4 protein-coding genes and 1 pseudogene are annotated in these 6453 nt (G+C 37.9%); all 5 read left to right on the top strand.

Annotation, left to right across the window (positions count from 1 at the left end):
* Window positions 1-93 precede the first annotated feature (93 nt).
* A pseudogene (gene recJ / locus ACIQ7L_RS08500) lies at window positions 94-2157 on the top strand (single-stranded-DNA-specific exonuclease RecJ); the annotation flags it as partial.
* 47 nt (window positions 2158-2204) lie between these two features.
* Window positions 2205-2717, top strand: coding sequence for an adenine phosphoribosyltransferase (locus ACIQ7L_RS08495; RefSeq protein ID WP_400568165.1), 513 nt, complete (start codon window positions 2205-2207; stop codon window positions 2715-2717).
* A gap of 214 nt (window positions 2718-2931) precedes the next feature.
* Window positions 2932-5118: a GTP diphosphokinase gene (gene relA, locus ACIQ7L_RS08490; protein WP_097897033.1), complete on the top strand. Its 2187-nt coding sequence runs from the start codon at window positions 2932-2934 to the stop codon at window positions 5116-5118.
* Window positions 5119-5135: 17 nt separating this feature from the next.
* Window positions 5136-5576 (top strand): D-aminoacyl-tRNA deacylase, encoded by a 441-nt coding sequence (gene dtd, locus ACIQ7L_RS08485; RefSeq protein ID WP_400568163.1) that lies wholly within the window; start codon window positions 5136-5138, stop codon window positions 5574-5576.
* Between the two features lie 127 nt (window positions 5577-5703).
* On the top strand, window positions 5704-6399 hold the full coding sequence (locus ACIQ7L_RS08480; RefSeq protein ID WP_400568161.1) for an alpha/beta fold hydrolase: 696 nt from the start codon (window positions 5704-5706) through the stop codon (window positions 6397-6399).
* Window positions 6400-6453 lie beyond the last annotated feature (54 nt).

Genomic DNA, 6453 nt, shown 5'->3' with positions numbered 1-6453 from the left:
CCGATGGAACGCCGTGTGAGGTGAAAATCTCACGCACGGTGTGAAGTGGGGGAAAAGCCAGAGATAACATCAAAAGCTTACCTATCACTATACGGAGTAAGTAGTACGACTGTGTTATTCCTTGCTCTTCAAGAATTAGGTGCAGATGTAGAGTTTTATATTCCAAACCGCTTTACGGAAGGATATGGACCAAATGAAGAGGCCTTTCGCTGGGCGCACCGCGCAGGTTTCTCGTTAATTATTACGGTCGATACAGGTATTGCAGCGGTGCATGAAGCACAGGTGGCAAAGGAACTTGGAATGGATCTTATTATTACAGATCACCATGAGCCACCACCAGAACTTCCAGAAGCACTTGCGATTATTCATCCGAAGTTAGAAGGCGGTGTTTATCCGTTTCATTATTTAGCGGGTGTTGGTGTTGCGTTTAAAGTAGCGCATGCACTACTTGGACGTGTACCAGAGCATTTATTAGAAATTGCAGTGATTGGTACGGTAGCTGATTTAGTATCACTTCATGGTGAGAATAGATTGCTTGTGCAACGTGGACTGAAACAAATGCGAATGACAAAAAATATTGGCTTAAAGGCGTTGTTTAAAGTAGCTAACGTTTCACAAAGTGAAATTACAGAAGAAAGCATTGGTTTCTCTATAGCACCCCGTATTAATGCGATTGGACGCTTAGAAGATGCAGCGCCGGCAGTTCATCTTTTATTATCGGAGGATCCAGAAGAAGCGAAAGAGCTTGCTGAAGAAATTGATGAACTTAATAAACTTCGAAAAGATATTGTAAAGCAAATTACAGAAGAGGCTATTGCTGAAGTAGAAAATAATTTCCCACCAGAGGAAAATAAAGTGTTAGTCCTTGCGAAAGAAGGATGGAATCCAGGAGTAATTGGTATTGTGGCCTCTAAATTAGTAGAGCGTTTTTACCGTCCAACAATCGTATTATGCATTGATCCTGAGAAGCAAACAGCAAAAGGATCTGCTCGTAGTATTGCGGGATTTGACTTGTTTGCAAATTTATCGGATTGTAGAGAATTGTTACCTCATTTTGGGGGGCATCCGATGGCGGCAGGGATGACGCTTCATATGAATGATGTGGATGAACTGCGCCGCCGTTTAAATGAACAGGCAGAGGCTATTTTAACGGCAGAAGACTTTATTCCGATTACAACGGTTGATGCGATTTGTAAGGTCGAAGATGTAACGCTTGCAGCAATTGAAGAAATGCAAAAGCTAGCGCCGTTTGGTGTTGGAAATCCTAAGCCGCGTATCGCAGTGAGAGATGCAGAGTTAGAAAGTATTCGTGCAATCGGATCTGATAGCTCTCATTTGAAAATGGCACTTCGTGACGGACAGGCAACGCTAGATACGATTGGATTTGGTTTCGGTGCCTATGCGAAAGAGATTTCTCCACTTGCTACCGTTTCTGTTGTAGGGGAAGCATCGATTAATGAATGGAATAATTTCAAAAAACCGCAATTGATGATTCAAGATATTGCAGTAGAGGCATGGCAATTATTTGATTGGCGCAGCATGCGTAATGTGGAAGCAAACCTAGCAGAGCTTCCAAAAGAGAAAGTAACAATGGTATATTTTTCTGAAGAGGTATTGAATAAATTTTCTTTAGAAGTGTATAAAGAACAATTGGTGCATGCATCAGAAGTAACGAATCTAGCTGATCAGTATATTGTTTTATTGGATTTACCAACGGGAACAGAGGAATTACGCGAGTTATTTAAGGCGGGATTCCCGGTACGAATTTATACGCTGTTTTACCAAGAAAATAATCATTTATTTAGTACGGTCCCAACAAGAGACCACTTTAAATGGTATTATTCCTTTTTACATCAAAAAGCGCCATTTTCTTTAAGACAATATGGAGAACAACTATGTCGTCATAAAGGTTGGTCAAAAGATACAGTAAATTTTATGACACAGGTGTTTTTTGAGTTAGAATTTGTTACAATAAAAGACGGTGTCATTTTTATGGCAGAGAAAATGCAAAAGCGTGATTTAATTGAATCGAACACATATCGTGAGAAAATGAACCACTTGCAAATAGAAAAAGAATTGGTTTATAGCACATATCAACAACTATATACATGGTTTGAAACGATTCGTAATCATAAAGAAGTAGAGCAGTTAAGGTAAAGGATTTGTATTTACAGACCTTTTATATCTGAGGAGGATTCAGAAATATGGATTTCAAGCAACATATCGCAATTGTACCAGATTATCCAAAAGAAGGTATTGTGTTTAAAGATATCACACCTTTAATGAACGATGGGAAAGCATACAAAGCAGCAACAGATGAAATCGTTGCTTATGCAAAAGAAAGAAACATCGACCTTGTAGTAGGACCAGAAGCACGTGGTTTTATTATTGGTTGCCCAGTTTCTTATGCGTTAGAAGTAGGATTTGCGCCAGTTCGTAAATTAGGTAAATTACCACGTGAAGTAATTAAGGTAGACTATGGTAAAGAGTATGGAAAAGACGTTTTAACAATCCATAAAGATGCAATTAAACCAGGTCAACGTGTACTAATTACAGATGATTTATTAGCTACAGGTGGAACAATTGAAGCGACAATTAAGCTAGTTGAAGAACTTGGCGGAGTTGTAGCAGGGATTGCATTCTTAGTGGAACTTACTTACTTAGACGGTCGTAAAGTGTTAGACAGTTACGATGTATTAGTACTAGAACAATATTAATTATTATATAGGTAAAACTACGGTGATAGAAAAAGTACCCGTGAATCTCTTAGAGAGGAGCGGGTACTTTTGTATAATTGTATGAAAAATCATGGTGAAATATCTGTAAAATCTTTTCCTTTTCACAATTCACAATCATTAGGTTATAATGATAGAATAAAAATTATTCTAATTAATAAGGAAACAGTATTAATTTTTAATAAAAGGTGATTCGATGGCAAATGAGCAAGTACTAACAGCTGAACAGGTACTCGAGAAAGCGGGACAATATTTAGCGGATGATGATATTGAGTTGGTGGCACGTGCTTATGAATATGCACGTGATGCACATAGTGAACAGTATAGAAAATCGGGCGAACCATATATTATTCATCCGATTCAAGTTGCAGGTATTTTAGTTGATTTACACATGGATCCATCTACAGTGTCAGCAGGTTTTTTGCATGATGTAGTAGAAGATACCGAAGTTACACTAGAAGATATTGAACGGGAATTTAATAAAGAAATTGCTATGCTTGTTGATGGGGTTACAAAGCTTGGGAAAATTAAATACAAGTCTCATGAACAGCAGCAAGCAGAAAACCATCGCAAAATGTTTATTGCAATGGCTCAGGATATTCGGGTTATTTTAATTAAACTAGCCGATCGTCTGCATAACATGCGTACGCTTAAGCATTTGCCTCAAGAAAAGCAGCGTCGTATTGCAAATGAAACGTTAGAGATTTTTGCGCCTTTAGCTCATAGACTCGGAATTAATACTATTAAATGGGAGCTAGAGGATACATCACTTCGTTATTTAAATCCGCAGCAATATTATCGCATTGTTAATTTAATGAAGCGAAAACGTGCGGAGCGTGAAGAATATTTAGACGAAGTAATGACGGGCATTCGTGAGAAATTAAAAGAAGTGTCCATTCAACCTGATATTTCAGGAAGACCGAAACATATTTATAGTATTTATCGTAAAATGGCGCTTCAAAATAAACAATTTAATGAAATTTATGATTTGTTAGCTGTGCGTGTTGTTGTGAATAGCATTAAAGATTGTTATGCGGTGTTAGGAATTATTCATACGTGCTGGAAACCAATGCCAGGTCGTTTTAAAGATTATATTGCGATGCCAAAAGCAAATCTATATCAATCGCTTCATACAACAGTAATTGGGCCAAAGGGCGATCCGCTTGAAGTACAAATTCGTACGAAAGAAATGCACGAAATCGCCGAATTCGGGATTGCAGCGCACTGGGCTTATAAAGAAGGAAAAGCAGCAGAAACAACAGGTACATTAGAGAAGAAGTTAACATGGTTCCGTCAAATATTAGAATGGCAAAATGAAGCTTCTAATGCGGAAGAATTTATGGAGTCATTAAAAATTGATTTATTCTCTGATATGGTATTTGTCTTTACGCCAAAAGGGGATGTCATGGAATTACCACTTGGTTCGGTACCGATTGATTTTGCATACCGCGTCCATTCGGAAATTGGAAACAAAACGATTGGTGCAAAAGTGAATGGCAAAATGGTGACGCTTGATTACAAATTAAAAACAGGTGATATCATTGAGATTTTAACATCTAAACATTCATACGGACCAAGTCAGGACTGGGTAAAACTTGCTCAAACCTCTCATGCAAAGAATAAAATTCGTCAATTTTTCAAAAAGCAACGCCGAGATGAGAATATTGAAAAAGGCCGTGAACTTGTTGAGAAAGAAGTGCGAAGTTTAGAATATGAGATGAAGGAAGTATTAGCAACTGATAATTTAAAACGAGTGGCTGAGAAATACAATTTTGCAAACGAAGAAGATATGTTTGCCGCAGTTGGATATAACGGTATTACGGCTGCACAAATTGTAACGCGTCTAACGGACAAGTTCCGCAAGCAGCGTGAAGAAGAACAAGATATTGTAGAAGTGAAAGAAGTTCGTAAACCAATGAAAATCCGGAAATGGGACTCTGGTGTAAAAGTGAGCGGTGCTGATAATTTGTTAATTCGCTTATCAAAATGCTGTAACCCAGTTCCAGGTGATGATATTATTGGATACATTACGAAAGGACGCGGTGTATCTATTCACCGTCGTGACTGCGTCAATGTGCATACAGAAGAAGCTAAGGAGCGTTTATTAGAAGTAGAGTGGGAAGGTAGCACAGAAAAAGAGATTGAATACAATGTTGATATTGAAATCTCTGGATACGATCGCCGTGGTTTATTGAATGAAGTTCTGCAAGCTGTTACAGAAACGAAAACGTATATTTCAGCTGTTTCAGGTAGAAGTGACCGCAATAAAATGGCGACGATTAATATGTCTATCTCCATTCGTAATTTACACCATTTGAAGAAAGTGGTAGAACGCATTAAGCGAGTTCCAGAAATTTATGCCGTACGCCGCATGATGCATTAATAGGGAGTGTATAAGATATGAGAGTTGTCTTGCAACGATCAAAGGAAGCGTCTGTTACAATAGATGGTGAGATTGTAGGGCAAATTCCGTTCGGTTTAACATTGCTAGTTGGCATTACGCATGAAGATACAGAAAAAGATGCAACGTACATTGCTGAAAAAGTTGCAAATTTACGTATTTTTGAAGATGAGAATGGAAAGATGAACCATTCTGTACTGGATATGAAGGGACAAGTTCTTTCTATTTCGCAATTTACATTATATGGAGATTGTCGTAAAGGGAGACGCCCGAACTTTATGGATGCTGCGAAACCAGACTATGCAGAGCGTTTGTATGATTTCTTCAATGAAGAACTTCGTAAACAAGGACTGCATGTAGAAACAGGACAATTCGGAGCGATGATGGATGTTTCTTTAATTAATGATGGTCCGGTGACCTTAATTTTAGAAAGTAAATAATAGTGGCGGAAGAGAGGATTATGTGATCCTCTCTTTTTTTATAAGTCTTATAAAAGGTATATTTTGTTAATTTGTAATATAATTGTACTGAAAATATAAAAAGGGAACTGAAGGGAAGGGACATGTTATGGCAACGTTTGTATTCGTTCACGGAGCATGGGAAGGTGGATATGTTTGGAAAGAAGTGGCCACACGTTTAAGAAAAGATGGACATGAAGTATACACACCTACATTAACAGGACTTGGAGAAAGAACACACCTTGCAAATTCTAGTGTAGGATTGAAAACATATATTCAAGATATTGTTAATGTCATTCAATATGAGCAGTTACAAGATGTAATTTTAGTAGGTCATAGTTATTCGGGCATGGTGATAACGGGTGTAGCGGAAATGATTCCTGAATCTATTAAAAATCTCGTGTATGTTGATGCGATGCTTCCAAATGACGGTGATTCTGTTATGGATATTTCTGGACCAGAAATGGCAGCTCATTTTATAGAAGAAGTGAAATTGCATGGAGAGGGATGGCGAGTTCTTCCTAGAGATACAGCAGATCAAAGAAAATCAGCTATGCCTTTATTAGCTTTTACGCAAGCAATTGAAATAAAGAACCCTAAAGTTAATGAGATACCTCATACATATGTAGAAGTACTAGACAATCCAGAGCATTGGCCGATGACGCATATTTTTCAAAAATCTGCTGAAAAAGCAAGAAAAAGAACATGGGATATTTTTTCTGTGCAAACAGGTGGGCATTGGGTAATGGAGACAAATCCAGAAGTATTAGTTCGTATATTAAGCCAGTGTGGTGAATTGGTTTAATATAAATTTAGCTGGCCATGGAAGAAGGGGGATCTGAAATAGGAGGCCGATTTA

Origin of the sequence: Bacillus sp. NPDC094106 (genome assembly GCF_044764345.1) — a bacterium.
Classification (GTDB): Bacteria; Bacillota; Bacilli; order Bacillales; family Bacillaceae_G; genus Bacillus_A.
Note: the sequence above shows the minus strand (reverse complement) of the source record. Positions and strands in the feature narration are given on the sequence as shown.

Excerpts from the sequence above, each read along its gene's own strand:
- ACIQ7L_RS08495 (WP_400568165.1), top strand. The coding sequence starts at position 2,205 with ATGGATTTCAAGCAACATATCGCAATTGTACCAGATTATCCAAAAGAA.
- relA (WP_097897033.1), top strand. The coding sequence starts at position 2,932 with ATGGCAAATGAGCAAGTACTAACAGCTGAACAGGTACTCGAGAAAGCG.
- dtd (WP_400568163.1), top strand. The coding sequence starts at position 5,136 with ATGAGAGTTGTCTTGCAACGATCAAAGGAAGCGTCTGTTACAATAGAT.
- ACIQ7L_RS08480 (WP_400568161.1), top strand. The coding sequence starts at position 5,704 with ATGGCAACGTTTGTATTCGTTCACGGAGCATGGGAAGGTGGATATGTT.